The organism is Pseudomonas sp. Marseille-Q1929, from assembly GCF_017316265.1.
Taxonomy (GTDB): domain Bacteria; phylum Pseudomonadota; class Gammaproteobacteria; order Pseudomonadales; family Pseudomonadaceae; genus Aquipseudomonas.
The window spans coordinates 26,450-52,976 of the sequence record NZ_JAFLWU010000025.1; the positions used below are offsets into that span (position 1 = coordinate 26,450).

Below are 26,527 nucleotides of genomic sequence, written 5' to 3' on the forward strand. Positions count from 1 at the left end.
CGTCTAGCCCATGAGTATGCAGGACCCGTTAGCGGACATGCTAACTCGTATCCGTAATGCCCAGATGGCTGAAAAGTCCGTCGTAAGCATGCCATCTTCCAAGTTGAAGGTAGCTGTTGCCAAAGTCCTGAAAGACGAAGGCTACATTGCGGGTTATCAGATCAGCAGCGAAATCAAACCACTGCTGTCCATCGAGCTGAAGTACTTCGAAGGCCGTTCGGTCATCGAGGAAGTGAAGCGCGTTAGCCGTCCAGGCCTGCGTCAGTACAAGTCCGCTGAAGATCTGCCGAAAGTTCGTGGCGGTCTGGGCGTGTCTATCGTCTCCACCAACAAAGGTGTGATGACGGATCGTGCTGCGCGCGCTGCCGGTGTCGGCGGCGAAGTTCTTTGCACTGTGTTCTAAGGGGGGATAAGCATGTCTCGCGTCGCTAAGAACCCCGTTAAGCTGCCAGCCGGTGTCGAAGTAAAATTCGCAGGCCAACAGCTTTCGGTGAAGGGTGCCAAGGGTACTCTTGAACTGAACATCCATTCGTCCGTTGAGATCGTTGAAGAAGCTGGTGAGCTGCGTTTCGCTGCTCGCAATGGCGATCAACAAACTCGCGCAATGGCCGGTACCACGCGTGCGTTGGTAAACAACATGGTCCAAGGCGTAAGCCAAGGCTTCGAGCGTAAGCTCCAGCTGGTCGGTGTTGGTTACAAAGCGCAAGCAAAAGGCACGGTTTTGAACCTGGCCCTTGGCTTCTCGCACCCAGTGGATTACGAACTGCCGGAAGGCATCACCGCTGAGACTCCTAGCCAGACCGATATCCTGATCAAGGGCATCGATAAGCAACTGGTAGGTCAAGTGGCTGCTGAGATCCGCGACTTCCGTCCACCAGAGCCGTACAAAGGCAAAGGTGTGCGCTACGCGGACGAAGTCGTCCGTCGTAAAGAAGCCAAGAAGAAGTAGGGCATAGCAAATGACCGACAAAAAAGTTACTCGACTGCGTCGCGCTCGCAAAGCACGCCTGAAAATGCACGAACTCGAAGTCGTGCGTCTCTGCGTGTTCCGCTCGTCGCAGCACATCTACGCCCAGGTCATCTCGGCCGACGGCAACAAAGTCCTGGCAAGCGCCTCGACTTTGGATAAAGAACTGCGTGATGGTGCCACTGGCAACATCGACGCGGCCACTAAGGTTGGCCAGCTGGTCGCTACGCGTGCTAAGGCCGCTGGCGTCTCGCAAGTGGCTTTCGACCGCTCTGGCTTCAAGTACCACGGTCGCGTGAAAGCGCTGGCTGATGGCGCTCGTGAAGCTGGGCTGGAGTTCTAAGTTATGTCAAATAACGACCAAAAGCGCGACGAAGGCTACATTGAGAAGCTGGTTCAAGTTAACCGCGTAGCCAAAACCGTTAAAGGCGGCCGTATCTTCACTTTCACCGCGTTGACCGTGGTTGGTGATGGTAAAGGGCGTGTTGGCTTCGGCCGTGGCAAGTCGCGTGAAGTGCCTGCTGCGATCCAGAAGGCAATGGAAGCTGCTCGCCGCAACATGATCCAAGTTGACCTGAACGGCACCACTCTGCAGTACGCAATGAAGTCCGCCCATGGCGCTTCGAAGGTGTACATGCAGCCTGCTTCTGAAGGTACCGGTATCATCGCTGGCGGCGCTATGCGTGCTGTCCTCGAGGTTGCTGGCGTTCAGAACGTTCTGGCCAAGTGCTACGGCTCGACTAACCCGGTAAACGTGGTTCACGCCACTTTCAAAGGTTTGAAAGCTATGCAATCTCCTGAGTCCATCGCTGCTAAGCGTGGTCTGACTGTCAAGGAGATCTTCTGATCATGGCTACCGTTAAAGTAACGCTGATCAAGAGCATGACCGGCCGCATCCCTAACCACAAACTGTGCGTTAAGGGTCTGGGTCTGCGTCGCATCGGTCACACTGTAGAAGTACTTGATACTCCCGAGAATCGCGGGATGATCAACAAGGCTTACTACATGCTGCGTGTAGAGGGTTAATCGATGAAACTCAATGATCTGAGTCCAGCGCCGGGTTCCCGTCGCGAAAAGCATCGTCCGGGCCGTGGTATCGGTAGCGGTTTGGGTAAGACTGGTGGCCGTGGCCACAAAGGTCAAACCTCCCGTTCCGGTGGCACCATCGCTCCAGGCTTTGAAGGCGGTCAACAGCCGCTGCATCGTCGCCTGCCTAAGTTCGGTTTCGTATCCCTGAAAGCCATGGACCGCGCAGAAGTGCGTCTGTCCGAGCTGGCCAAAGTGGAAGGCGACATCGTTACTGTGCAGACCCTGAAAGATGCCAACGTGATCAACGTCAACGTACAGCGTGTGAAAATCATGCTGTCCGGTGAAGTGACTCGCGCTGTCACTATCGGCAAGGGAATCGGCGCCACCAAAGGTGCGCGTTCGGCTATCGAAGCAGCTGGCGGCAAGTTCGAGGAATAAATGGCTAAGCAAGGTGCTCTCTCAGCGCTCGGCAAAGGCGGTATGTCTGAACTTTGGGCTCGTCTGCGTTTTCTGTTCCTGGCGATTATCGTCTACCGAATAGGCGCACACATCCCGGTTCCAGGTATCAACCCGGACCGACTCGCAGACCTGTTTCGACAGAATGAGGGGACCATTCTTAGCTTGTTCAACATGTTTTCCGGCGGCGCGCTGGAACGGATGAGCATCTTTGCACTGGGGATCATGCCGTACATTTCGGCATCGATCATCATGCAACTGATGACCGCCGTCAGCCCGCAGCTGGAGCAGTTGAAGAAGGAAGGTGAAGCTGGCCGTCGCAAGATTAGCCAGTACACCCGCTACGGCACTGTAGCCCTCGCCCTGGTCCAGGCTATCGGCATGTCCGTTGGCCTGGCTGGGCAGGGTGTTGCGTTCACTGGTGACTTTGGCTTCCATTTCGTCGCGGTATCCACGTTTGTGGCTGGTGCGATGTTCATGATGTGGCTGGGTGAGCAGATTACTGAGCGTGGTGTTGGTAACGGTATCTCGATGTTGATTTTCGCAGGTATCGTCGCCGGTCTTCCGAGAGCAATTGGGCAGTCTTTCGAGTCTGCACGTCAGGGTGATATCAATATCTTCGCCCTGGTTGCCATCGGTTTGCTGGCAGTAGCGATTATCGGTTTTGTGGTGTTCATTGAGCGTGGCCAGCGTCGTATTGCTGTTCACTACGCCAAGCGTCAGCAGGGCCGTAAGGTCTTCGCTGCGCAGACCAGCCACTTGCCGCTGAAAGTGAATATGGCCGGTGTTATTCCGGCAATTTTCGCGAGCAGCATTTTGCTGTTTCCGGCTTCGTTGGGTACCTGGTTTGGTCAGTCTGAAAATATGGGCTGGCTGCAGGACCTCTCTCAGTCGATCGCTCCTGGTCAGCCGTTGAATATTCTGCTGTTTAGTGCAGGGATTATTTTCTTCTGCTTCTTCTATACGGCGTTGATGTTCAATCCGAAAGACGTAGCGGAAAACCTGAAGAAGTCCGGTGCCTTTATTCCGGGCATCCGTCCAGGTGAGCAGTCGGCACGCTACATTGATGGCGTTCTGACTCGTTTGACCCTGTTCGGTGCTCTATATATGACGGCCGTGTGCTTGTTGCCCCAGTTCCTGGTGGTTGCAGCAAACGTTCCGTTCTACCTTGGCGGGACCTCGTTGCTGATCGTCGTCGTGGTTGTGATGGACTTCATGTCCCAAGTACAATCGCACCTCGTTTCGCACCAGTACGAATCCCTGATGAAGAAAGCCAACCTGAAGGGCTACGGCAGCGGCATGTTGCGCTGAGTACCCCATAAGGTTCGAGGAGTTGGTGATGAAAGTTCGTGCATCGGTGAAAAAGCTGTGCCGTAACTGCAAGATTATTCGCCGCGAAGGTGTTGTTCGAGTAATTTGCAGCGCGGAACCGCGTCACAAACAGCGCCAAGGCTGAGTGTGATCCGCTTGAAGCCCGGCAGCTAGTGCGCTGCCGGGTTGATTATTTGTTATTACAGCGATATTATCTCGCGCCCTATTTCTTGGCTTCCGGGGCGTAGGTAGCTGTCAATTGGAGTCCCACTGAATGGCCCGTATTGCAGGCGTTAACATTCCAGATAACAAGCACACTGTTATCTCGCTGACCTACATCTATGGTGTTGGTCGCACAACTGCGCAGAAGATTTGCGCGGTCGCTGGGGTAAACCCAGCCGCTAAGATCAAGGATCTGAGCGACGAGCAGATTGAACAGCTGCGTGGCGAAGTGGCGAAGTTCACCACTGAAGGTGACCTGCGTCGCGAAATCAACATGAAAATCAAGCGTTTGATGGACCTCGGTTGCTATCGCGGTCTGCGTCATCGTCGTGGTCTTCCAGTACGCGGTCAGCGTACCAAGACTAACGCGCGTACCCGTAAAGGTCCGCGTAAGCCGATCCGCAAGTAATCGCCCCAGCGAATCGACAGGAAAATTATCATGGCAAAACCTGCTGCTCGTCCTCGTAAAAAAGTTAAAAAGACAGTGGTTGATGGCATCGCCCACATCCATGCTTCTTTTAACAACACAATCGTGACCATCACCGACCGTCAAGGTAACGCGCTGTCTTGGGCTACCTCTGGTGGTTCGGGTTTCCGCGGTTCCCGCAAGTCCACCCCGTTTGCTGCTCAAGTAGCTGCTGAACGTGCTGGTCAAGCTGCGCTGGAATACGGCCTGAAAAACCTCGACGTTAACGTCAAAGGTCCAGGTCCAGGTCGTGAGTCTGCTGTCCGTGCTTTGAACGGCTGTGGCTATAAGATCGCCAGCATCACCGACGTGACGCCAATCCCGCACAACGGGTGCCGTCCGCCGAAGAAGCGCCGCGTGTAATCCAGGAGATTGTAAAGAATGGCTCGTTACATTGGTCCAAAATGCAAACTCGCTCGTCGCGAAGGCACCGATCTCTTCCTGAAGAGCGGCGTGCGCGCGATCGAATCGAAGTGCAACATTGAAGCAGCACCTGGTATCCACGGCCAACGCCGCGGTCGCCAGTCCGACTACGGCACCCAACTGCGTGAAAAGCAGAAGGTCCGTCGTATCTACGGCGTTCTCGAGCGTCAGTTCAGCGGCTACTACAAAGAAGCTGCTGGCAAGAAAGGTGCAACCGGTGAAAACCTGCTGCAACTGCTCGAATGCCGTCTGGACAACGTTGTATACCGTATGGGCTTTGGTTCGACTCGTGCCGAATCCCGTCAGCTGGTATCGCACAAATCCGTCAGCGTAAACGGCCAAACCGTTAACGTCCCGTCCTACCAGGTTCGTGCTGGTGACGTGGTCGCGATTCGCGAGAAAGCAAAAAACCAACTTCGCATTGTCCAAGCTCTCGATCTGTGTGCCCAACGTGGCCGCGTAGAATGGGTAGAAGTAGACACTGAGAAGAAGTCGGGCGTTTTCAAGAACGTTCCTGCTCGCAGTGATCTGTCCGCCGACATCAACGAAAGCCTGATTGTCGAGCTCTACTCCAAGTAAGGGCTAGAAAATAGGTGCATCCATGCAGATTTCGGTAAATGAGTTCCTGACACCCCGCCACATTGATGTGCAGGTTGTCAGTCCAACCCGCGCCAAGATCACTCTCGAGCCTCTCGAGCGTGGTTTTGGCCACACCCTGGGCAACGCGCTGCGCCGCATCCTGTTGTCCTCAATGCCCGGCTGTGCAGTAGTCGAGGCCGAGATTGACGGTGTGCTCCACGAGTACAGCGCCATCGAAGGTGTACAGGAAGACGTAATTGAAATCCTGTTGAACCTTAAAGGTCTGGCTATCAAGCTGCACGGCCGTGACGAAGTTACGCTGACCTTGTCGAAGAAGGGTTCGGGGGTGGTTACCGCTGCCGATATTCAGCTGGATCATGATGTCGAGATCGTTAATCCCGATCACGTAATCGCTAACCTGGCGTCTAACGGCGCCCTGAACATGAAGCTCACCGTAGCTCGTGGTCGTGGTTATGAACCGGCCGACTCGCGTCAGAGCGATGAAGACGAAAGCCGCAGCATTGGTCGCTTGCAGCTTGACTCTTCGTTCAGCCCGGTTCGCCGTATCGCATACGTGGTGGAAAACGCCCGTGTCGAACAGCGTACTAACCTGGACAAGCTGGTTATTGATCTGGAAACCAACGGTACTCTGGATCCTGAAGAGGCTATCCGCCGCGCTGCAACCATCCTGCAACAGCAGTTGGCTGCGTTCGTCGACCTCAAGGGTGACAGCGAACCAGTGGTAATCGAGCAGGAAGACGAGATCGATCCGATCCTGCTTCGCCCGGTTGACGATCTGGAACTGACTGTACGTTCGGCTAACTGCCTTAAGGCGGAAAACATTTACTACATCGGCGACCTGATTCAGCGTACCGAAGTAGAACTGTTGAAGACTCCGAACCTGGGCAAGAAATCCTTGACTGAAATCAAGGACGTTCTGGCCTCCCGCGGTCTGTCCCTCGGCATGCGCCTCGACAACTGGCCGCCTGCAAGTCTTAAGAAGGACGACAAGGCGACTGCCTGATCGTCGTAATCACCGAACGTGAGTTTGGTAAGGAATGAACCATGCGTCATCGTAAAAGTGGTCGTCACCTGAGCCGTACCAGCTCGCACCGCAAGGCCATGTTTCAAAACATGGCGGTGTCGCTGTTCGAGCACGAGCTGATCAAAACTACACTGCCGAAAGCTAAAGAACTGCGTCGCGTTGCTGAGCCGCTGATCACTTTGGCCAAGACAGACAGCCTGGCTAACCGCCGTCTGGCTTTCGACCGTACTCGTTCGAAAGCTATCGTTGGTAAGCTCTTCAACGACCTGGGCAAGCGTTACGCTACCCGTGAGGGTGGCTACCTGCGCATCCTCAAGTGCGGCTTCCGCGCTGGCGACAACGCGCCTATGGCGTACGTCGAGTTGGTTGATCGTGCTACTGCTGGCGAAGCTGTAAGCGCCGAGTAAGACGTCAAGCTGTAACGAAGAACCGGGCCTAGTGCCCGGTTTTTTGTGCGCGTAATAAAAGCGCGATTTGTACAAGCTTCTCCAGATTGCGCTCGGCACTATGGTTGTTGGTGTTGTTGGTAGTAATTTTCTATTGATGTCCGCAATTTAATGAATTTGTGGGTGTCATGTTGATGATCAATACTCTCCACCAAGCCGATTAGCCGGCAGTTCCAAGTCCGACCTGAGGAATACGCACATGAGCCAGAATAAAATCCTTACGACCGCCAGCGGTGCTCCCGTTGCGGACAACCAGAATTCCCGTTCCGCTGGCCCGCGCGGCCCGTTGCTGCTCGACGATTTTCACCTGATCGAGAAGCTTGCTCACTTCAACCGTGAAAACATTCCTGAGCGCCGTGTACACGCCAAGGGTTCGGGTGCTTACGGTACGTTTACTGTCACTAAAGACATCTCGCAGTACACAAGCGCCAAGTTGTTCGAGTCTGTTGGTAAGCAAACGCCAACTTTCCTGCGGTTTTCCACCGTAGGTGGCGAGCGTGGTTCGGCGGATACCGAGCGTGATCCGCGCGGTTTCGCGTTGAAGTTCTATACCGAAGAAGGCAACTGGGACATCGTTGGTAATAACACGCCTGTGTTCTTCATCCGTGACCCGCTGAAATTCCCTGACTTCATCCACACTCAAAAGCGCCTGCCACAAAGCAACCTCAAAAGCGCGCAAATGATGTGGGACTTCTGGTCACACTCTCCAGAAGCGCTGCATCAGGTCACCATCCTGTTTTCTGACCGTGGCATCCCAGACGGCTACCGTCACATGCACGGCTTCGGCAGCCACACTTATAGCCTGATCAACGCCCAAGGCGAACGTCACTGGGTTAAGTGGCACTACAAAACCAAGCAGGGCATCAAGAACCTCGCGCCGGCCGAAGCGGCACGCCTGGCGGGTACTGATCCTGATTACGCTCAGCGTGATCTGTTCGGTGCTATCGAACGCGGCGATTTCCCGAAATGGCGCGTCTGCATCCAGATCATGACTGAAGCCCAGGCGAATGCGCACTACGAGAACCCCTTCGACGTGACCAAGACCTGGTCGCAGAAGGAATTCCCGTTGATCGAAGTTGGGGAGCTGGAACTGAACCGCAACCCACAGAATTACTTCGCTGAAGTTGAGCAAGCTGCCTTCGGTCCAAGCAATATGGTTCCAGGCGTGGGGCTGTCTCCTGACCGTATGTTGCAGGGGCGCGTTTTCGCCTACGCAGATGCCCACCGCTACCGTGTCGGCACCAACCACCAGCAACTGCCGGTGAACGCCCCCCTGAGCCCGGTGAACAGCTACCAGCGTGACGGTTCGATGGCATTCGGCCCCAACGGTGGTGCCGCTCCTAACTACGAGCCCAACAGCTACGCGGATGCGCCTAAACAAGCGCCTCAATACGCTGAGCCTGCGCTGGCCCTTAGCGGTGCCGCCGATCGTTACGATCACCGCGAAGACACTGATTACTACAGCCACGCGGGTGCACTGTTCCGTCTGATGAGTGACGAGCAGAAAGCGCTGCTCACCAGCAACATCGCCGGTGCAATGGCGGGTGTGACAAGTGATGTGGTGCAGCGTCAACTGGCGCATTTCTACAAGGCCGATCCGGCGTACGGAGAAGCAATCGCAAAGGCACTGGGTGTATCGCTTAACTGACTCTAAACGATAAGCAGAACCGCCCTCATTTGGGCGGTTTTTGCGTTAATTCAGCTACTTTTCTCCGGAATTCTTCACTTTTCTGCCGTTGATCCCGTGACCTCCGAGTCAGCATGGTTCAAACTACAGACTTTCAAGCAGGGAGATGTAGGGCGATGCAAGGTCACCCCGACGTAATCGATTACCTCAACACGTTGCTGACGGGCGAACTGGCAGCTCGTGACCAATATTTCATCCATTCGCGTATGTACGAGGACTGGGGCTTCACCGAGCTCTACGAACGTATCAACCATGAGATGGAAGAAGAGGCACAGCACGCCGACGCACTGATGCGCCGAATCCTGATGCTCGAAGGCACGCCGCGCATGCGTCCCGACGACCTGGACACCGGCACCACGGTGCCTGAGATGCTCGCCAGTGACTTGCGCCTGGAGTACAAGGTGCGTGCCGCATTGTGCAAGGGCATCGAGCTGTGCGAGAAGCACAACGACTATGTCACGCGTGAAATCCTGCGTGTGCAGTTGAACGACACCGAAGAAGATCACACCTACTGGCTGGAAAAGCAGTTGGGCCTGATCAAGCTGGTCGGCTTGGAGAATTACCTGCAATCGCAGTTCTGATCCCCGGCTACAAAAAAAGCCCCTGGCGCCTTAACGGTGACAGGGGCTTTTTGTTGGGCCCGATAAATCAGGCCCGGTCGCGCGCCAACAGTGGTTTGAGGTAGTAACCGGTGTGCGACTGCGGCATCTCGGAGACTTCCTCCGGTGTGCCCACCGCGATGATCTGCCCGCCCTTGGAGCCGCCCTCCGGCCCAAGGTCCACCAGCCAATCGGCGGTCTTGATCACATCCAGGTTGTGCTCGATCACGACTACCGTGTTGCCGTGGTCGCGCAAGCGGTGCAGTACATCCAGCAATTGCTGGATATCCGCAAAGTGCAGACCCGTGGTCGGTTCATCGAGGATATACAGGGTCTTGCCAGTATCACGCTTGGACAGTTCGCGCGACAACTTGACCCGCTGTGCCTCGCCGCCGGACAGCGTGGTCGCCGATTGCCCCAGTTTGATGTACGACAGGCCCACATCCATCAACGTCTGCAGTTTGCGCGCCAACGCCGGAACCGCGTCGAAGAACACCCGCGCTTCCTCGATGGTCATCTCCAGGGTTTCGTGGATGCTTTTTCCCTTGTACTTGATCTCCAGGGTTTCGCGGTTGTAGCGCTTGCTCTTGCACACATCGCAGGGCACGTAGATGTCCGGCAGGAAGTGCATCTCCACCTTGATCAAGCCATCGCCCTGGCACGCTTCGCAGCGCCCGCCCTTGACGTTGAACGAGAAGCGGCCAGGCCCGTAGCCCCGTGAACGGGATTCCGGGACGCCCGCAAACAACTCGCGAATCGGCGTAAACAACCCGGTATAGGTTGCCGGGTTCGAGCGTGGTGTACGGCCAATGGGGCTCTGGTCGATATCGACCACTTTGTCCAGCAACTCCAGGCCCTTGATGCTGTCGTGGGCAGCCGCTTCCAGGGTAGTCGCGCCGTTCAAGGCGGTGGCACTCAATGGGAACAGCGTATTGTTGATCAGCGTCGACTTGCCTGAGCCGGAAACACCCGTCACACAGGTCAGCAGGCCCAGGGGGATTTCCAGGTCCACATTGCGCAAGTTGTTGCCGCGAGCACCCTTGAGGTGCAGTGCCTGTTTCTTGTTGCGTGGTGTGCGCTTGGCTGGCACTTCAATTTTCACGCGGCCAGAGAGGTACTTGCCGGTCAGCGAGTCCGGGTGCGCCATGACTTCAGCAGGTGTGCCCTCGGCGACAATATGCCCACCATGGACGCCAGCGCCCGGGCCGATATCGACGACGTAATCCGCCAGGCGAATCGCATCTTCATCGTGCTCGACCACGATCACGGTGTTGCCGATGTCCCGCAGGTGTTTCAGCGTGCCGAGCAGGCGGTCGTTGTCGCGTTGGTGCAAACCGATCGACGGCTCGTCGAGGATGTACAGCACCCCCACAAGACCTGCGCCAATCTGGCTGGCCAGGCGAATCCGCTGGGCTTCACCGCCGGACAGTGTATCGGCGCTGCGATCCAGCGACAGGTAGTCCAGGCCCACGTTGACCAGGAACTGTAAGCGCTCGCGAATTTCCTTGAGGATCTTGTCGGCAATCTCGCCGCGACGGCCGGTCAGCTTGAGTACACCAAAATACTCACAGGCGTCGCCGATAGGCAGGTTGGTCACTGCCGGCAACGTCTTCTCACCCACCCACACATGTCGCGCCTCACGACGCAGGCGCGTGCCGCGGCAATCCGGGCAGGGTTGGGTGCTGAGGAATTTCGCCAGCTCTTCACGCACGCTGGCCGATTCGGTCTCGCGGTAGCGGCGCTCCAGGTTTGGCACGATCCCTTCGAACGGGTGGGAGCGTTTAACGATGTCGCCGCGGTCGTTCAGGTATTTGAAGTCGACATTCTGCGAGCCGCTGCCATGCAGAATGACTTTCTGCTGATCCGCCGGCAGTTGGTTGAATGGCACTTCCAGGCTGAATTTGTAGTGGGATGCCAGCGACCCCAGCATCTGGAAGTAATAGACATTGCGCCTGTCCCAGCCGCGTATCGCACCCTCGGCCAACGTCAGCTCGCCATTGACCAGGCGCTTGATGTCGAAGAACTGCTTCACCCCGAGGCCATCGCACGTCGGGCAGGCGCCGGCCGGGTTGTTGAAGGAGAACAGCTTGGGTTCCAGCTCGCTGATGGCGTGGCCACAGATCGGGCAGGCAAAACGCGCGGAGAAGATGATTTCTTCACCCGGCTCGTCGTCCATCGGCGCCACCAGGGCAATGCCGTCCGCCAGCTTCAAGGCCGTCTCGAACGATTCCGCCAGGCGCTGTTGCAGGTCGGCCCGCACTTTGAAGCGGTCCACCACCACATCGATGGAGTGCTTCTTCTGTTTGTCGAGCTTCGGCGCTTCGTCCAGCTCATAGAGCTTGCCGTTGATCCGCGCGCGTACAAAACCTTGTGCGCGAAGCTCTTCGAAGACGGAAAGGTGTTCGCCCTTGCGCTCGCGAATCACCGGTGCCAGCAACATCAGCTTGGCGCCTTCCGGCTGGGCCAGCACCAGGTCAACCATCTGGCTGACGGTCTGGGCTTCCAGGGGAATGTCGTGGTCGGGGCAGCGGGGGATACCCACTCGCGCATACAACAGGCGCAGGTAGTCGTAGATCTCGGTGATGGTGCCCACGGTGGAGCGCGGGTTGTGGGAAGTCGATTTCTGCTCGATGGAGATCGCCGGCGACAGGCCTTCAATGGTGTCGACGTCGGGCTTTTCCATCATCGACAGGAACTGCCGGGCATAGGCCGACAGCGACTCCACATAGCGCCGCTGGCCTTCGGCGTACAGCGTGTCGAATGCCAGGGACGATTTGCCGGACCCCGACAAACCGGTGATGACGATCAGTTTGTCCCGGGGCAGGGTCAGGTCGATGTTCTTCAGGTTGTGGGTTCTAGCCCCACGAATCAGGATCTTGTCCAAGATGGCCTCGCACGGCGGGCGTAAATAATGCAGGAGTATACGGCTAAAGACTGGATGAATATACACTGTCAAATTGCCGGGTGCAGCCTTACATGAAAGCTGCGCGGCAAAGCGCCGCATATACCCTCTCAATCGATGGGACTGGTAGAATCGCCGCCGGTTCACACGAGGTTTTTCCATGCACGATCCCCACAGCGAACGCATGAGTAGCGGCGAGACCCGAGCAGCAAGCGGTCTGGCCCTGGTGTTCGCCTTCCGTATGCTTGGCATGTTCATGGTGTTGCCGGTACTGGCGACCTATGGGATGGACCTCGCAGGCGCGACCCCCGCCCTGATCGGCCTGGCGATTGGCGCCTACGGCCTGACCCAGGCGATTTTCCAGATTCCATTCGGGATCATTTCCGACCGCATTGGCCGCCGCCCGGTGATTTACCTGGGGCTGATCGTGTTCGCCCTCGGCAGTGTGCTCGCGGCCCAGTCGGATTCGATCTGGGGCGTGATTGCCGGCCGTGTCCTACAGGGCGCCGGGGCGATTTCTGCCGCCGTCATGGCACTGCTGTCCGACCTGACCCGCGAACAACACCGCACCAAGGCCATGGCCATGATCGGCATGACCATCGGCCTGTCGTTTGCCGTGGCCATGGTGGTCGGCCCCTTGTTGACCCGTGCTTTCGGCCTGCATGGCCTGTTCCTTGCCACGGGCGGCATGGCGCTGTTTGGCATCGTGATCGTGGCCTTCATGGTGCCGCGCTCCACCGGCACGCTGCAGCACCGCGAATCGGGCGTTGCGCGCAAGGCGTTGTTGCCGACGCTCAAGCACCCCGACCTGCTGCGTCTGGATTTAGGTATCTTCGTATTACACGCGATGCTGATGTGCAGCTTCGTCGCCTTGCCCCTGGCCCTGGTGGAAAAAGCCGGCCTGCCCAAGGAGCAGCACTGGTGGGTCTATCTCACTGCGCTGTTGATTTCGTTCTTCGCCATGATCCCGTTCATTATCTATGGCGAGAAGAAACGCAAAATGAAACGAGTTTTGCTGGGCGCCGTCGCGACGCTGATGCTCACTGAGCTATTCTTCTGGCAGTTCGGCGACAGCCTGCGGGCGCTGGTGATCGGCACTGTGGTGTTCTTCACCGCGTTCAACCTGCTGGAAGCTTCGTTGCCCTCGCTGATCAGTAAAGTTTCACCGGCCGGCGGCAAGGGCACGGCGATGGGGGTGTATTCCACCAGCCAGTTCCTCGGTTCTGCGTTGGGCGGCATCATGGGCGGCTGGATGTTCCAGCATGGCGGTTTGTCGGTTGTGTTCCTCGGATGCGCGGGGCTGGCTGCACTTTGGCTAGCCTTTGCTGTTACCATGCGCGAACCTCCATACGTCACAAGCCTGCGCCTGCCGTTGTCGCCCGAAGCAATTCGTGAAGCCGGCCTGGTAGAGCGCCTAATGGCCGTTGTTGGGGTAACAGATGCGGTAGTGATCGCCGAAGAAGCCGCCATCTACATCAAATTGGACACCGAATTATTGGATCGCGCGACGCTTGAGCAACTGGTCAACCCAGTGCCGACAGCGCGCCCAGCCTAGGAGAACGTTATGGCCCGTGGGGTTAACAAAGTCATATTGGTCGGTACATGCGGCCAGGATCCCGAAGTTCGCTACTTGCCTAACGGTAACGCCGTGACCAACCTGAGTCTGGCGACCAGCGAACAGTGGACCGACAAGCAAACCGGCCAGAAGGTCGAGAAAACCGAATGGCACCGTGTGTCGATGTTCGGCAAGGTGGCAGAGATCGCCGGTGAGTATTTGCGTAAAGGTTCGCAGGTCTACATCGAAGGCAAGCTGCAAACCCGCGAGTGGGAAAAAGACGGCATCAAGCGTTACACCACCGAAATCGTGGTCGACATGCAAGGCACCATGCAACTGCTGGGCGGCCGTCCACAGGGCGACCAACAGGGCCAGGGCGGCATGTCCAACTCGGCACCGCGTCCACAGCAGTCGCGTCCGCAGCCAAGCCAGCAGCCTCAGCGTGAGTCGCGTCCAGCGCCACAGCAGGCCGCTCCGCAACCGGCCCCGGATTTCGACAGCTTTGATGACGATATCCCGTTCTAAGGTCCAAGACCCGGAACGCACAAAACCCCCGATAGCCCAGGCTTCGGGGGTTTTTTATTGCCCGATCATCCGGGCATTTGTTCTCATGGCCTACAGGATTTAGGCTGTGGCCAACCTTTAACATGAAGGAATGCTGCGATGACCTGGTCTGCCAAGCAATACACGATGTTTGAACAACAGCGCACCCGTCCCGTTCGTGACTTGGTTGCGGCAATCCCGAACACCGACGTGCGCACCGCCGTCGACCTCGGTTGCGGCCCCGGCAACTCCACCGAAGTCCTGGCCGAGCGCTTCCCGCACGCCCACGTCACCGGCATGGACAGCTCCGACGACATGCTCGCCGACGCACGCAAACGCTTGCCGGCACTGAGCTTCGAGCTGGCGGATATTGGCGACTGGAACCCAGCGCAGGCATTCGACGTGATCCTGGCTAATGCATCCCTGCAATGGCTACCGAATCACGCCACGCTGTACCCGCACCTGGCCAACCAACTGACACCCGGCGGCACGCTGGCGGTGCAAACCCCGGACAACCTCGACGAACCCGCCCACCGGCTAGCCCGTGAAGTTGCTGCCGAGGGGCCATGGGCCGCCAAGATCGGCGCGGTCAAACACAATGAGCGTCACGCCGCGAGCTACTACTACGAACTGTTGAGCAAACACTGCAGCACTGTCGATGTGTGGCGCACCACTTACCTGCACCCGCTGGCAGACCACGCCGCGGTGGTGGAGTGGTTCAAGGCGTCCGCCCTGAGACCGTTCCTCGCGCCGCTGACCGACAGCGAAAAGGCCGCCTTCCTACAGGAATACCAGGCACGGATTACACAGGCTTACCCAGCCCTGGCTGATGGCACCGTATTGCTGCCATTCCCGCGCCTGTTCATCATCGCGACGCGTTAACGTCGAGCAGGCAAGTGGCGGTCAGGCCGCCGCCGCTTGCGCCTGCAAATATTCATCCGCCGAGACCACACCCGCATAACCAAACGCCAATGAGGCCATATACGCCCCATGCACCTGCGCGGCCGGAATCACCTGGCCATTGAATTCCAGCGCCCGGGTTGCGCAGGCGTCATGAATGACCGTGACCTTGTAGCCCAAATCCGCCGCTGCCCGCACCACGGCATCAATGCACATATGGCTCATGCTGCCGACCACTACCAGTTCGGTGATGCTGCGTTGCTCCAGCAGAGCACGCAGATTGGTTTCGCGAAACGCATTGACGAAATGCTTCAATACCACCGGCTCGTTGCCCTCGTTCAGCACCTTGGGATGCAAATGTGCACCCTCGGAACCTGGGGTGAAGAACGGCGCGTCCTCGGAGGTAAATTCGTGACGCACATGAATCACCGCATCACCGGCCTGGCGAAACGCTTGCAGCACCTGCGCAGCCTTGTCCGCCGCGGCGTCAACGCCGTCGAGTGGCCACTTGCCCTGAGGGAAGTAGTCGTTCTGGATATCGATTAGGATGAGTGCTTGCTTGGCCATGGGTATTGCCTCGTGATGGGTTGATGGGCCCAGTATCTTTGCTGGCGCCTGCACCTGGGATTGGCTGCACCGACAATAACAGGGGGAAAACTGACAATGGTCGTTGTTGAATTGGGCGTGTTGATCTACCAGGGTGCGCAACTGGCCGCCGTACATGGTTTGACGGACTTGTTCGGCGTAGCCAACCGGATCGCTGCCGAGCATCAATCCGCGCAATTGCCATTGCTGCGAGTCAGCCACTGGCAAGTCGACGCACAAGGCAAACCGCTGCGCGTATTCGACAGCCACCCCGGCCCCGAGCAGCCGATGATGGCGGTGCTGGTGCCGCCGTCCATCGGCGAGTTTACCGAAGAACAAACGCCGCCGGCGCTGTTGGCGTGGTTGCGCGAGCAACATGCGACAGGCACGGTGCTTGGCGGCGTGTGTATTGGCTCGATCATGCTGGCGCGCAGCGGCCTGCTGGATGGGCGCAGCGCCACGACCCACTGGTCATCGGCCCAGTCCTTCGCGGCCCGCTATCCGGCGGTGCGCCTGGAGGCGGACAAACCCATCGTCGATGACGGCGACTTGATCACCACCGCCGGACTGATGGCCTGGTCCGAACTGGGCCTGCGCCTGGTGGATCGGCTGATGGGACCGAGCATCGCCGCCGACACGGCACGTTTCCTGGTGATCGAGCACAGCGACAGCGCCAGCCAGTGCGGCAGCAACTTTGCGCCAATCCTAGGGCATGGTGATGGCGCCATCCTCAAGGTTCAGCACTGGCTGCAAGCCAGCGGCGCGGTGGATGTGTCTGTCGCCGCCATGGCGCAAGAGGCGGGCCTCGAGGAGCGCACTTTCCTACGGCGTTTTCGCGGCGCCACCGGCTTGAAACCCACCGAATACTGCCAGCACCTGCGCGTGGGCAAGGCGCGGCAAATGCTCGAATTCACCAACGGCACCATCGATCACATCGCCTGGACCGTGGGTTACCAAGACCCCAGCGCCTTCCGCGCCACCTTCAAGAAAATCACCGGGCTTGCACCCAGTGATTACCGCAGTCGATTTGGCGTTTAAGATCCTGGTGTTCTCTAAGCCGTCTTCGCGAGCTCAAGCCGGCGCCTTCTTCACCCGCAACGCCTTCGCCTTGGCCTCCACCCCGAGGTACATCACCAGCGCGATCAGCAGTGGCAAAATAAAGTAGATCGCCCGATAAGCAATCAATCCCGCCAGCAGGCTGCCCCGCGACGCCTCATGTTGCAGTAGCCCGATAAACACGGCCTCCAACACCCCAAGCCCCGCCGGGATATGGGTGATCACGCCGGCAATGGCGCTGATCAGCAGCACCCCGAGTACCAACGGGTAATCCAGCTTGGCCGGCAGCAGGATAAAAATCACCGCCGCCATCAGCGACCAATTCAGTGCGCCCAATGCCAACTGCAAGCACGCCATGCGCACCGACGGCAGGTTGATCTCCATACCGCGAACAGACCACTCGCGTTTTTTCGAGAATTGGCAGGCGGCCAGGTAACCCAGGCTGAGCAGCACCAACACAACCCCAATGCCCTGCAACGCGCTGGTGCTGACTTTCCACCCTGGCGGCATCGTCACCAGGCCACTGCTGAAAATCACCCCGGCCAGTGCCATATAACCGAACCAATTGGTCGCCAGGCTCAGCCCCAGGATCTTGGCGATATTGCCGGTGCTCACCCCCAGCCGGGAGTACAGCCGATAGCGCATGGCAATCCCCCCCACCCACGCGCTGAGGTTGAGATTGAAGGCGTAGCTGATGATGCCCACCGGCAGGATCTGCTTCCAGCCCAAGTCTTGGCGGATATAGGTGCGGCCGATCAAATCAAAGCTGGCGTACACCAAAAAACTGCACAGCGTCACCGCGCCGGCGATCAGCAAGGTACGCAGCTTGAAGTCGCCCAGGGTCTGTAGCACTTCGCTCCAGTCGATGCGCCGGGCGAGCAGGGTGAACAACACGATCAGTGCCAGGAAGAACACCACGGTCAGCGGCGTCTTCCAGCGCTTGAAGCGCGATTCAGCGGTCATGGGCCTGGCCCTCAAACGGCTTCAACCGAGGTTTATGGGCGGGCAGCCAACCGGTCATCGCGGGGAAGTGACGCATCACATGAAACACCAGGAAACCTACGGTCAATCGCCACAGCCACAAGCGCGGCTTGCGGTTTTCCGGCATGGTCTGGCAGTGATCGCGGGCGAGTATTTCCAGGCGCTCGTAGAGCTGTTGGTTGAAGGCGCGATCGCGTATCAGCACGTTGGCTTCCAGGTTCAGCGCCAGGCTCAGCGGGTCCAGGTTACTCGAACCCACGGTGCTCCAGTCGTCGTCCACCAGGGCAACTTTTCCGTGCAGCGGGCGCTGGCAATACTCGTGGATCACCACGCCATCCTTGAGCAGGTAGGCGTAGAGCATGCGCGCGGCCAGCTTGGCCAGCAGCACATCCGGTTGGCCCTGAATGATCAGCTGCACCTGTACGCCCCGGCGCGCCGCATTGCGGATTTCCCGCAGCAGGCGGTAGCCCGGGAAGAAGTAGGCGTTGGCGATCACCACACGCTTTTGTGCCTGGCCCAGGGCGTGGATATAGGCCTCTTCGATGTCATCGCGATGTCTCACGTTGTCGCGATAAATCAAGCGCACCAAGCCCTCGCCCTCGGTAGACCCTGCGCAAGGCCGCTGCTGGCGCCGCCGCCAACCGCGCCGGGCGCGTGCCTGACGGCCACTTTGTGCCAGGGCGAAATGATGCAGGTCGGCCACCGCCGGGCCAATCACTTGCACCGCATAATCCTGCTTGGCCTCGGGGCCGAAATCGCCCAGATGGTCGGCCGAAAAATTGATCCCGCCGATAAACGCCACGGCGGCATCCACCACGACGATCTTGCGATGCAGGCGGCGAAACCAGTTGGTGCGAAAGCCCAGGGTCTTGGACGCCGGGTCGAACATCTGCACCGTCACCCCGGCGTCCGCCAGCTCACCGAGAAACGTCGGGCTCAGCTCGCCGCAGCCAAAGCCGTCGAGGCTGACCACCACCTTCACGCCACGCTGCGCCGCGTCGATCAGGATGTGTTGCAGCTCATGCCCCACCTTGTCTTCGAACAGGATAAAGGTCTCCAGCAGAATTTCCCGCCGCGCCTCGCGCAGGGCCGCGAAGACCTTGGGGAAGTACGCCTCGCCGTTTTCCAGCAACTGCACCTGGTTATCGCTGTGCCAGCCGTAGTCCAGGTCGCGGGCCTTGGCGGCGTCCGGCGGTTGGTCGGTGGCGATGTGTTCGACGGCGACGCTCATAGCTCGATCTCCACCGACAGCGGCACGTGGTCTGACAGATGGGACCAGGGGCGGGTGGTCAACACCCGGGGGTTATGCACCTTGAGGTTGCGCACGTAGATGCGGTCCAGCGGCAACAGCGGCAGGCGCGCCGGGAAGGTGCGTGCCGGTTTGCCGTGGGCCTGCATGAACACTTCGGTGAGGCCGCTCTGGCTCAAGTCGGCCTTCTGGCGCCAATCGTTGAAATCTCCGGCCACCACCAGCGGCGCATCGGCCGGAATCTCACGGATGCGTTGCTCCAGCAAGCGCAGTTGCTGCTGGCGATGCACCTCGCGCAGGCCCAGGTGGATGCAGATCGCATGCACCTCCTGCCCGGTGCCCGGCAGTCGCAGTACGCAATGCAGCAGGCCACGGTTTTCATGGCCACTCTGGGAAATATCCAGGTTGTCGTAGCGCACAATCTGGAATTTCGACAGCAGCGCATTACCGTGGTCACCGTGGGGGTAGACCGCGTTGCGCCCGTAGGCGAACTGCGGCCAGATGCTGTCGGCGAGGAATTCGTACTGCGGCATGTTCGGCCAGTCGCTGTAGCGCTGCGGGTGGCGTTCGTGGGTGCCGTGGATCTCCTGCAGGAACACCATGTCCGCGCCCACACTGCGCACGGCTTCGCGCAGCTCGGGCAGGATGAAACGCCGGTTGAGGGCGGTAAAGCCCTTATGGATATTGACCGTCAGCACCGTGAAGCGGGTGATGGCGAGGCTGGGGGTGATGGGCACCCAGTCGGGAGTCGCAGCCATGGTTGCTCCTGAAGAAGAGTGGGGCGTTATCCCCCCGTTTAGGGCTGACTCTAAGGGCGGGTGGAAAGTTTCCAGCGTCCTACGGACGGCATAAACATGGCCGGGCGGGGGAACGATCAAGGCTCAAACCCGTCAGTTCCTTACAGACCCTGCTGAAGGAGCCCGGTGTTTTGCTGAACTCAAAGACTGCATTACTGCTCGGCGCGCTGCTGTTTTGCGGCAGCAGCGCACTGCAAGCTGCCGACCCACAACCCGAAGCGCCGGCCAAGCCGGAACTGCTGGTGGAAGGCGGCCTGCTCGGGGCCATCAGTTCCAGCATCGACAATGTGCAGGACAAGCTCGACCTCAATCAAAGTCTGGTCGATGCCTGGCGCCTGCGTGCAGATCGGGCGGCAGACGAAGTAGGGCGGCTGGTGGACCAGACGTCAGAACGTTCGCCATGGAGCGTTGCCGGGGACTTCCTCCTGTTATCCGGGGTGTGGATCGGCGCCTTTGCGTTGCTCACCTTGTTGGGCCGGTGGTTCGTGCAGCGCCTGAGCCGGCGCGCCTTTGTCGAACAACGCGGGCGCCTGCAAGCCGTGCTCGGCTACGTGGTGCCCTACACGATACCGGCACTCATCTGCCTGCCCTTGACGCTATACGTCAGCCACTTTTTACCCACTTCAGTAGGACGAGCGCTGGCGCTGTGTTTTGCCTACGCCACCAGCAGCGGGATCTTTTCCACGTCGATGCTGTTGTGTGTGATCGTCATGTTCAACCTCGGCCACAAGCGGCCAGCCGTGGGGATTATTCGCAGTTATTGCCCCAAGCCGCTGTTCCTGATCGGCTTTCTCGCCGCCCTCAGCGATGCCCTGACCAGCCCGCAAATCGCCCGCCAGCTCGGCGGCAATATCACCAGCAGTATCGCGGTGTTTACCGGCCTGTTTGCTGCGGTGATCTTCGGCGTGCTGGTGGTGCGCCTGCGCCGGCCAGTCGCCCACCTGATCCGTAACCGGCCGTTGGCTCAGCGCCTTAAACACCCGGCGTTGCAACAATCGCTGCGGGTGTTTTCCGGGCTGTGGTACTGGCCGATCCTGTTGATGGTGCTGGTCTCGGCGATCAATTTGATTGGCGCCGGTGACGACAATCAAAAGGCCCTGCGCTGCGCGTTGTTCACCACGATCCTGCTGATCGGCACGGTGTTCCTCAGCACCGTGCTGCAACACCTGTTCAAGTCCCGCAGCCAGGTGGCGATCCAGCGCAGCAGTGCCTACAAGGAACGTTTCCTCAGCCTGTTGCACGCGATCCTGCGTATCGCCATGGCCATCGGGTTTATCGAGATCCTCGGGCGGATCTGGGGCGTCTCGTTGTTCGAGTTTGCCGAGCGCAATTCCATCGGCCGGGCGATCAGCGATTCCCTCAGTAGCATCGGCCTCATCCTGCTGATGACCTGGCTGTTCTGGGTGGTGCTCGACACGGCGATCCAGGAAGCCTTGAAGCCACCCGTCAACAAACGCTCCAGCCGCCAGCCGAGCACGCGGGTGAAAACCATCCTGCCGCTGGTGCGCAACGCGGTGAAAATCATCCTGGTGGTGATCTGCGCGATCACCACCATGGCCAACCTGGGCATCAACGTCGCGCCGCTGCTGGCGGGTGCCGGGGTGGTGGGCCTGGCGATTGGTTTTGGCTCGCAGCAACTGGTGCAGGATGTCATCACCGGGTTGTTCATCATCATTGAAGACACCTTGTCCATCGGCGACTGGGTGGTGCTCGACTCCGGCCACGCCGGCACCGTCGAAGGCCTGACCATCCGCACCCTGCGCCTGCGCGACGGCAAGGGGTTTGTGCATTCGGTGCCGTTCGGGCAGATCAAGGCGGTCACCAACCAGTCGCGGCAATTTGCCTACGCGTTCTTCTCGGTGCAGTTCACCTACGACACCGATGTGGACAAGGCCGTGGAGTTGATCCGCGAGGCGGGCCAGTCGATCCGTGACGATGGGTTCCTCAAGTACAACCTGCAAGGGCCGCTGGAGGTGTTTGGCGTGGATAAGATGGACCTCAATGGCGTGGTGCTCACGGCACAGTTCCGGACCGTTTCGGGTGGGCAATATGCGGTGAGCCGTGCATTCAACCAGCGCTTGAAGAAGCTTGTGGATAACTGCGCCGAGGTGCAGTTCGCGCAGACTTATCCACAGCAGGTGATGGTGCCGGTGAAGGCGGCCCTTGAGCATGAGCCGCCAGAGGCCGGCGCGAAGACAGTTAATCCGTGACGGTTGCGCTACAAACCCGCAAAATGCAACGATTCTGACAAATACTTAATTAGCCATCGTTCCACACTGACCGGGCCTGCACACTCTATGCGAATGCGCCTTATGTTGTTGGGCGGCGGGAATGCCCTCGGGCAGGCGCTGATTCGCCTCGGTGCAGAGGAAGACATCGGTTTCCTCGCCCCCAAACCGCCCCAAGACGGCTGGGATGCCGCGAGCCTTACCCAATTGCTCGACGACACCCGTCCCGATGCGTTGATCAACCTCGCCTACTACTTCGACTGGTTCCAGGCCGAAGCCGTCAGCGAAACCCGTTTGGCCGCCCAGGAGTTCGCCATCGAGCGCCTGGCTGAACTGTGCCAGCACCACACCATTACCTTGTTGCAACCGTCCAGCTACCGCGTGTTCGATGGCTCCCGTGCCACCGCCTACAGCGAAAAGGACGAGCCGGTGCCTCTGGGCCTGCGTGGCCAGGCGTTGTGGCGCATCGAGCAGAGCGTGCGCGCGACGTGCCCGCAACATGTGTTGCTACGTTTTGGCTGGCTGCTGGATGACAGTGTCGATGGCACCCTCGGGCGCTTCCTCGCCCGGGCCGAGAAGCCGGATGAATTGCTGATGGCGGATGACCGTCGCGGCAACCCGACGCCGGTGGATGATGCGGCGCGGGTGATCATCTCGGTGCTCAAGCAACTCGATTGTGCGGCGCCGTTGTGGGGCACCTATCACTACGCGGGCCAAGAGGCGACCACGCCGTTGGCGCTGGGCCAGGCGATCCTCACGGAAGCGCGTACGTTTCATCCGCTGGCGATTGAATCACCCACCGCCCAGGCCCACGCCGCGCGGCCGGATGCGAGTGATGAGCCACAACACGCGGTGCTGGCCTGCAAGAAGATCCTGCACACCTTTGGCATCAAGCCACGGGCGTGGCGGGCGGGGTTGCCGGCGTTGCTGGATCGGTTCTACCGGCATACCTGACACCGGCCTAAACGCAAATGTGGGAGCTGGCCCATGTGGGAGCTGGCTTGCCTGCGATGCAGACACCTCGGAGTTTCAGTCATACCGAGGTGATGCTATCGCAGGCAAGCCAGCTCCCACACAAACCAGCTCCCACATGGGTTATGCGGTGCTGCTTAGAACTTGTAACCGATACCCACCATGTAGACCATCGGGTCCACGTCCACATTGACCTTGGCGCGAGTGCCTTGGCCCAGGGCGTTGTTGTCCACGGTGGCCTTGGTGCTGATGTCGATGTAGCGCGCCTGGGCGTTGATCATCCACTTGTCGTTGATCATGTAGTCCGCACCGATCTGTGCGGCCCAGCCCCAGGAGTTTTCCGCCTTGAAGTTGCTGAAACCTGCACCCTGGGCGCGGCTGCCGACGTGTTCGTCGTAGATCCAGGTGTAGTTGATACCGGCGCCCACGTACGGTTGGAAGGCGGACTTGTTGTCCAGCGGGTAGTACACGACGCTCAAGGTTGGCGGCAGGTGTTTCAGGGTGCCGAGCTTACCGTTGGCGGCGCCCAGGGCGGTGCCCTTGATCTTCACGTCGTGTTCGAACGGCGTGGCGGCCAGCAGTTCGATACCGACGTGGTTGGTCAGCATGTAAGCGAAGTTGAGACCCAGTTGGGTGTCGCTGCTCATGGTCGCCTTGCCGCCCAGGTTGGCACCGGCCAATGGGCCTTGGTCAACTTTTACGGTACCGCTGTCGGCCTTCGGGTTCACGGTAATTGCACCGGCGCGAACCAGAATGTCGCCCGCTTCGTGAGCGTGGGCAACCGGGGCGACGAGGGCGAGCGCGAAGAGGGACGCGCCGAGCAGGGACTTGTTCATGGGAGCTCCAAAGGACGTTTAAAAGTTGTAGGTCCAATGGTAAAGATCGTTCCGTGCGGTCTTTTGATTCAGCTCAATGAAAGGGCGATCAGCGTTATTCCTGCAGTTCGTACATGTAAATCTTCTCGGCATCCATCTGGTAACCGGCATCGGCCAGCTCGCTGGTGGACGCTTTGACCTGCATCGCGCCTTCGATCCAATACGGCTGGTACAGCTCATCGAGCTTCACGCCGACTTCGCTTTTCACATGCACGATCTGGTTCGACGGCGGCGGCGGCACATGGATGCACGCGCCGAAATACGGCACCAGCAAGAACTCGGTGGTGCGGCCTTCTTCGCTGACTTCCAGCGGCACGATGTAACCCGGCAAGCGAATATGCTGACCGTTGAGCGCCTGTACCACCGGCGCGTTGGGCAGATCCTGCTTGGCCGCTGGCGCCGCTTCGGCCGACAACGCATCGGCCATGCCTGACAGGTCGTGCAGCGGTTTCATGTTTGGCACTTCCGGCGGCGCGTCAGGTGGGATCATCTCCTGCCACGACAAATCCTTGGGCTGGTCGCCGGCCCACACGGGGGCGCTCACCAGCAGCAACAGCGCAAACAGGGCACGACGCATCGAAGCCTTCCTCATAAACGTATGGACAGGCCGTCGGCCAGGGATTGTCGATAGGCGCGCCACGCGGGCACGCTGCCCATCAACAGCGCGGCGGCCAGGATACCGGCGAGCAACGTCCATTCATATTCGCTCGGCCACGCCATCGGCAAGTCCAGGCCGTAGTTGGCCTGCAAATAACCGCGCGAGGCGGCGATGCACACATACAGCAAGCCAACCCCCGCGACCACGCCAGACAACGCCAGGGCGAAGGCTTCGAAGATCAGCAACGTCGCGATATGCCACGGGCGGGCGCCCACCGAACGCAGGATCGCCATTTCGCGGCGGCGCTCGTTGAGGCTGGTGAGAATCGCCGTGAGCATGCCGATCAAACCGGTCAGCACCACGAACAGCGAAATCACGAACAGCGCTTTTTCGGCGGTGCCCATCATGCTCCACAGCTCTTGCAGCGCCACGCCCGGCAGGATCGCCAGCATCGGTTCGCCTCGAAATTCATTGATCTCCCGTTGCAGGGCAAAGGTGGAAATCTTGTTGTTCAGGCCCAGCATGAATGCGGTGATGGCCTGCGGCGTGAGGTCCATGTTGCGCGCCTGATCCGCACTGATGCGGCCTTTGCCCTGGGCCGGCACGCCGTTGTGCCAGTCGATATGGATCGCTTCCATACCGCCGAGGCTGATGTGCAGCGTGCGGTCCACCGGGGTGCCGGTGCGCTTGAGAATACCGACCACGGTGAAAGGTTTGTCATCGTGCTTGACCAGGCTCACCACCGCCACGCCGTGGGCCAGCACCAGTTTGTCGCCGAGCTTGTAGTGCAGCGCCTCGGCGACTTCGGCACCGAGCACCACTTCAAACGGGTCGGTGGCGAAGGCACGGCCGCTGGCCAGTTCGAGGTTTTGCTTGCGCCCGTACTGGTAGTGCTCGAAGTAGGACTCGTTGGTGCCCATCACGCGGTAGCCGCGATGGGAGTCGCCGAGGGAAATCGGGATCGCCCACTTCACCTGGGGGTTGGCGGCGAAGTGCTCGTAGCTGTCCCAACGGATGTTGTTGGTGGCGTTACCGATGCGGAAAACCGAGTACAACAGCAGGTTTACCGAACCGGAACGGGCGCCGACGATCAGGTCGGTGCCGCTGATGGTGCTGGCAAAACTGTTGCGCGCCTCGACGCGCACGCGTTCCACAGCCAGTAACAAACACACGGAAAGCGCGATGGCGAATGCGGTGAGGATCGCGGTAAAGCGGCGGTTAGCCAGGCTGGCCATGGCTAGACGGAACAGATACATCTCAAACCTCTGCGGGCGTGGCGGCGCGATTGAGTTCGGCCAGCGACAGGTGGCGGTCGAACAGTGCTGCCAGGCTTTGGTCATGGCTGACAAACAGCAGGCTGGCGCCGGCGTCTCGGCATTCGGCGAACAGTAGCTGAAGGAAAGCTTCGCGGGCGTCGTAGTCCAGGGCCGAGGTGGGTTCGTCGGCGATCACCAGTTCCGGTTGGCCGATCAACGCCCGGGCAGCGGCGACCCGTTGTTGCTGGCCGATGGACAGCGAGTCGGCGCGGCGCTCCAGCAAGTCCTTGTCCTTCAAGCCCAGGTGCGCGAGCAGGGTGGCAGCGGCTTGATCGACACTGCCATGGCGTTGCTTGGCCCGTTGTGCGCGCAGCTTGGAAAAGTGGCACGGCAACTCGACGTTCTCGCGCACCGAGAGGAACGGCAGCAGGTTGAACTGCTGGAAGATATAGCCGGTGTGGTCCACGCGGAAACGGTCGCGGGCGCCGGCCGACAGCTCGGTGAGTTCCTGGCCGAGCAGGCGGATGCTGCCCTGGCTGGGTTTCTGCACACCGCCGAGCAAACCCAGCAGCGTGGTCTTGCCACTGCCGCTCGGGCCCTTGAGGAACAGTGTTTCGCCCGCTTCCAGGCGGAACGCGGGGATGTCCAGCAACTGCGGGTGACCGGGCCAGTTGAAGCCCAGGTCGGACAGTTCGATCAATGCTTGGGTCATGTGAAATCAGTGTCGCCTGTTGGCTGGGTTGCAAATGTGGTGCTGGACCCCTGTGGGAGCTGGCTTGCCTGCGATAGCATCACCTCGG

The 26,527-nt window shown here is 59.4% G+C and carries 30 protein-coding genes; 21 read left to right on the forward strand and 9 right to left on the reverse strand.

Annotation, left to right across the window (positions count from 1 at the left end):
• Positions 1-10: 10 nt before the first annotated feature.
• The 15 genes from rpsH (at position 11) to bfr (ending at position 9,212) form a co-directional block, all read left to right on the forward strand.
• The gene (gene rpsH / locus J1G37_RS22620; RefSeq protein ID WP_003176413.1) at positions 11-403 is read left to right on the forward strand and encodes a 30S ribosomal protein S8; all 393 of its coding nucleotides are present in this window, start codon (positions 11-13) and stop codon (positions 401-403) included.
• 12 nt (positions 404-415) lie between these two features.
• A complete protein-coding gene (rplF, locus tag J1G37_RS22625; protein WP_003176412.1) occupies positions 416-949 on the forward strand; it encodes a 50S ribosomal protein L6 in 534 nt (177 codons plus the stop codon).
• A 10-nt stretch (positions 950-959) separates the two neighbouring features.
• Positions 960-1,310, forward strand: a complete 351-nt coding sequence (gene rplR / locus J1G37_RS22630; RefSeq protein ID WP_017736664.1) for a 50S ribosomal protein L18 — start codon at positions 960-962, stop codon at positions 1,308-1,310.
• Positions 1,311-1,313: 3 nt separating this feature from the next.
• Positions 1,314-1,814 carry a 30S ribosomal protein S5 gene (gene rpsE, locus J1G37_RS22635; RefSeq protein ID WP_003176409.1) on the forward strand — a complete coding sequence of 167 codons (501 nt, stop codon included), beginning with the start codon at positions 1,314-1,316 and terminating at the stop codon, positions 1,812-1,814.
• A gap of 2 nt (positions 1,815-1,816) precedes the next feature.
• Positions 1,817-1,993: a 50S ribosomal protein L30 gene (gene rpmD / locus J1G37_RS22640; RefSeq protein ID WP_003186033.1), complete on the forward strand. Its 177-nt coding sequence runs from the start codon at positions 1,817-1,819 to the stop codon at positions 1,991-1,993.
• A 3-nt stretch (positions 1,994-1,996) separates the two neighbouring features.
• On the forward strand, positions 1,997-2,434 hold the full coding sequence (gene rplO / locus J1G37_RS22645; protein ID WP_003176407.1) for a 50S ribosomal protein L15: 438 nt from the start codon (positions 1,997-1,999) through the stop codon (positions 2,432-2,434).
• Positions 2,435-3,763 carry a preprotein translocase subunit SecY gene (gene secY, locus J1G37_RS22650; protein ID WP_017736663.1) on the forward strand — a complete coding sequence of 443 codons (1,329 nt, stop codon included), beginning with the start codon at positions 2,435-2,437 and terminating at the stop codon, positions 3,761-3,763. It begins immediately after the preceding gene.
• A 28-nt stretch (positions 3,764-3,791) separates the two neighbouring features.
• Positions 3,792-3,908 (forward strand): 50S ribosomal protein L36, encoded by a 117-nt coding sequence (gene rpmJ, locus J1G37_RS22655; protein WP_002555468.1) that lies wholly within the window; start codon positions 3,792-3,794, stop codon positions 3,906-3,908.
• Between the two features lie 129 nt (positions 3,909-4,037).
• Positions 4,038-4,394 carry a 30S ribosomal protein S13 gene (gene rpsM / locus J1G37_RS22660; protein WP_003194635.1) on the forward strand — a complete coding sequence of 119 codons (357 nt, stop codon included), beginning with the start codon at positions 4,038-4,040 and terminating at the stop codon, positions 4,392-4,394.
• Positions 4,395-4,424: 30 nt separating this feature from the next.
• Positions 4,425-4,814, forward strand: coding sequence for a 30S ribosomal protein S11 (rpsK, locus tag J1G37_RS22665; RefSeq protein WP_002555466.1), 390 nt, complete (start codon positions 4,425-4,427; stop codon positions 4,812-4,814).
• 18 nt (positions 4,815-4,832) lie between these two features.
• On the forward strand, positions 4,833-5,453 hold the full coding sequence (rpsD, locus tag J1G37_RS22670; protein ID WP_003210056.1) for a 30S ribosomal protein S4: 621 nt from the start codon (positions 4,833-4,835) through the stop codon (positions 5,451-5,453).
• Positions 5,454-5,475: 22 nt separating this feature from the next.
• Positions 5,476-6,477: a DNA-directed RNA polymerase subunit alpha gene (gene rpoA / locus J1G37_RS22675; RefSeq protein WP_003176403.1), complete on the forward strand. Its 1,002-nt coding sequence runs from the start codon at positions 5,476-5,478 to the stop codon at positions 6,475-6,477.
• Between the two features lie 41 nt (positions 6,478-6,518).
• Positions 6,519-6,905, forward strand: a complete 387-nt coding sequence (gene rplQ / locus J1G37_RS22680) for a 50S ribosomal protein L17 (protein ID WP_003176402.1) — start codon at positions 6,519-6,521, stop codon at positions 6,903-6,905.
• 238 nt (positions 6,906-7,143) lie between these two features.
• Positions 7,144-8,592, forward strand: coding sequence for a catalase (locus J1G37_RS22685; RefSeq protein ID WP_207045458.1), 1,449 nt, complete (start codon positions 7,144-7,146; stop codon positions 8,590-8,592).
• Between the two features lie 155 nt (positions 8,593-8,747).
• A complete protein-coding gene (bfr, locus tag J1G37_RS22690) occupies positions 8,748-9,212 on the forward strand; it encodes a bacterioferritin (protein WP_017736661.1) in 465 nt (154 codons plus the stop codon).
• 67 nt (positions 9,213-9,279) lie between these two features.
• Here bfr and uvrA read toward each other — a convergent pair whose 3' ends face one another.
• Positions 9,280-12,114 (reverse strand): excinuclease ABC subunit UvrA, encoded by a 2,835-nt coding sequence (gene uvrA / locus J1G37_RS22695; protein ID WP_124525080.1) that lies wholly within the window; start codon positions 12,112-12,114, stop codon positions 9,280-9,282.
• A 178-nt stretch (positions 12,115-12,292) separates the two neighbouring features.
• Between uvrA and J1G37_RS22700 the strand changes: the two genes are divergently transcribed.
• The 3 genes from J1G37_RS22700 (at position 12,293) to tam (ending at position 15,112) form a co-directional block, all read left to right on the forward strand.
• Positions 12,293-13,687, forward strand: a complete 1,395-nt coding sequence (locus J1G37_RS22700; RefSeq protein WP_207045460.1) for an MFS transporter — start codon at positions 12,293-12,295, stop codon at positions 13,685-13,687.
• 9 nt (positions 13,688-13,696) lie between these two features.
• Positions 13,697-14,212, forward strand: a complete 516-nt coding sequence (locus tag J1G37_RS22705; protein WP_003232445.1) for a single-stranded DNA-binding protein — start codon at positions 13,697-13,699, stop codon at positions 14,210-14,212.
• Positions 14,213-14,350: 138 nt separating this feature from the next.
• On the forward strand, positions 14,351-15,112 hold the full coding sequence (gene tam, locus J1G37_RS22710; protein ID WP_207045462.1) for a trans-aconitate 2-methyltransferase: 762 nt from the start codon (positions 14,351-14,353) through the stop codon (positions 15,110-15,112).
• A 21-nt stretch (positions 15,113-15,133) separates the two neighbouring features.
• On the opposite strand, the gene J1G37_RS22715 is transcribed toward tam, so the two are convergent.
• Positions 15,134-15,697 (reverse strand): cysteine hydrolase family protein, encoded by a 564-nt coding sequence (locus tag J1G37_RS22715; RefSeq protein WP_207045464.1) that lies wholly within the window; start codon positions 15,695-15,697, stop codon positions 15,134-15,136.
• A 96-nt stretch (positions 15,698-15,793) separates the two neighbouring features.
• Here J1G37_RS22715 and J1G37_RS22720 point away from each other — a divergent pair, with 96 nt between their 5' ends.
• Positions 15,794-16,753 (forward strand): GlxA family transcriptional regulator, encoded by a 960-nt coding sequence (locus J1G37_RS22720; RefSeq protein ID WP_207045466.1) that lies wholly within the window; start codon positions 15,794-15,796, stop codon positions 16,751-16,753.
• A gap of 33 nt (positions 16,754-16,786) precedes the next feature.
• Here J1G37_RS22720 and J1G37_RS22725 read toward each other — a convergent pair whose 3' ends face one another.
• Genes J1G37_RS22725 through J1G37_RS22735 form a run of 3 tightly spaced genes read right to left on the reverse strand, consistent with a single transcriptional unit; the run spans position 16,787 to position 19,759 of the window.
• A complete protein-coding gene (locus tag J1G37_RS22725) occupies positions 16,787-17,734 on the reverse strand; it encodes a lysylphosphatidylglycerol synthase domain-containing protein (RefSeq protein WP_207045468.1) in 948 nt (315 codons plus the stop codon).
• Positions 17,724-18,983, reverse strand: a complete 1,260-nt coding sequence (clsB, locus tag J1G37_RS22730; protein ID WP_207045470.1) for a cardiolipin synthase ClsB — start codon at positions 18,981-18,983, stop codon at positions 17,724-17,726. The genes J1G37_RS22725 and clsB overlap by 11 nt, the downstream gene beginning before the upstream one ends.
• Positions 18,980-19,759, reverse strand: a complete 780-nt coding sequence (locus tag J1G37_RS22735) for an endonuclease/exonuclease/phosphatase family protein (RefSeq protein ID WP_207045472.1) — start codon at positions 19,757-19,759, stop codon at positions 18,980-18,982. The genes clsB and J1G37_RS22735 overlap by 4 nt, the downstream gene beginning before the upstream one ends.
• A gap of 170 nt (positions 19,760-19,929) precedes the next feature.
• On the opposite strand from J1G37_RS22735, the gene J1G37_RS22740 reads away from it, so the two are divergent.
• Both J1G37_RS22740 and J1G37_RS22745 read left to right on the forward strand, forming a co-directional pair.
• On the forward strand, positions 19,930-22,008 hold the full coding sequence (locus tag J1G37_RS22740; RefSeq protein WP_207045474.1) for a mechanosensitive ion channel domain-containing protein: 2,079 nt from the start codon (positions 19,930-19,932) through the stop codon (positions 22,006-22,008).
• Between the two features lie 87 nt (positions 22,009-22,095).
• Complete coding sequence (locus tag J1G37_RS22745) at positions 22,096-22,980, forward strand: sugar nucleotide-binding protein (RefSeq protein WP_026136777.1); 885 nt, start codon at positions 22,096-22,098, stop codon at positions 22,978-22,980.
• Between the two features lie 155 nt (positions 22,981-23,135).
• On the opposite strand, the gene J1G37_RS22750 is transcribed toward J1G37_RS22745, so the two are convergent.
• From J1G37_RS22750 to J1G37_RS22765, 4 genes are all read right to left on the reverse strand, one after another.
• On the reverse strand, positions 23,136-23,834 hold the full coding sequence (locus J1G37_RS22750) for an OmpW family outer membrane protein (protein WP_017736650.1): 699 nt from the start codon (positions 23,832-23,834) through the stop codon (positions 23,136-23,138).
• A gap of 94 nt (positions 23,835-23,928) precedes the next feature.
• Complete coding sequence (locus J1G37_RS22755; RefSeq protein ID WP_207045476.1) at positions 23,929-24,450, reverse strand: DUF3299 domain-containing protein; 522 nt, start codon at positions 24,448-24,450, stop codon at positions 23,929-23,931.
• Positions 24,451-24,461: 11 nt separating this feature from the next.
• Entirely contained in the window at positions 24,462-25,727 is a 1,266-nt protein-coding gene (locus tag J1G37_RS22760) for an ABC transporter permease (protein WP_207045478.1), read from the reverse strand.
• A 1-nt stretch (position 25,728) separates the two neighbouring features.
• Complete coding sequence (locus J1G37_RS22765) at positions 25,729-26,439, reverse strand: ABC transporter ATP-binding protein (protein WP_017736647.1); 711 nt, start codon at positions 26,437-26,439, stop codon at positions 25,729-25,731.
• Between the last annotated feature and the right edge of the window lie 88 nt (positions 26,440-26,527).